Source organism: Mesorhizobium sp. M5C.F.Ca.ET.164.01.1.1 (assembly GCF_004792125.1).
GTDB lineage: Bacteria > Pseudomonadota > Alphaproteobacteria > Rhizobiales > Rhizobiaceae > Mesorhizobium > Mesorhizobium wenxiniae.
In genome coordinates this window covers 1-686 of record NZ_SRTG01000057.1, presented here as the reverse complement: position 1 = coordinate 686, position 686 = coordinate 1, and the positions used below count along the sequence as shown (strand labels likewise).

The 686-nt window shown below is 58.5% G+C and carries 1 protein-coding gene; it reads right to left on the bottom strand.

The annotated features are described in order from the left end of the window. Positions 1-36 precede the first annotated feature (36 nt). A partial coding sequence (locus tag EN807_RS32375) for an SDR family oxidoreductase (RefSeq protein WP_246684496.1) occupies positions 37-686 on the bottom strand: 650 nt, incomplete at its 5' end.

The following is a 686-nucleotide window of genomic DNA, read 5'->3' as shown; positions in this document are numbered from 1 at the left end:
TGGAAGGTCAGCCCCGCAATCGCGCCCAGGGCGTCCTCAATAAGCCCGAGTGAATCCGCCATCGTGTAGAATGTTCAGGCCTGTCATGTGATCAGTGAGGGGCGACAACAAGCCCTCGACGACGACGGCAACTTCAGACGGCGTCCCATACTTTTTGAGTGGAATGTTGTCGGTCTCGACCGCAATCCTTTCTTCAAACGTCACGCCGGCGTCCTGCGCTCGCCTGCCAATTGCATCCCGATACCAGGGCGACAGCGTGCCACCGAGTGAAAGAGTGTTCACATGAATACCTCTTTCGCCTAGCGCAAAGGCAAGCGTCTTCGCTTCTCCAAGCCAAGCGGTGCGGATGACGTTGGCGGTGGCGTAGTGGCTAAGAACCTGAGCCGAAGAAATGCCGGAAATGATTACGACCTTGCAGCGTCGGCCTGCTTCAGGGGCCGGTTCCATCCGAGCGATTGCCGACTTCAACAGGGACAACGGCCCAACGAAGCTTGTCTGAAACAGCGTTCGCCAGACCTCCGGCTCGGGCATAGGATCAGCGGACGAATGCGGTTGGGGCGGCATAAGAACGACCCCATCAAGCTTGAGGCCCGACGTGGCGAGGTGTCGATCAAACTCGCCCAACGCGGCTTCCGATGCCATATCAACAGGTATAGCTTCATGCGAACCGTCGGCTGGTGCAGGCA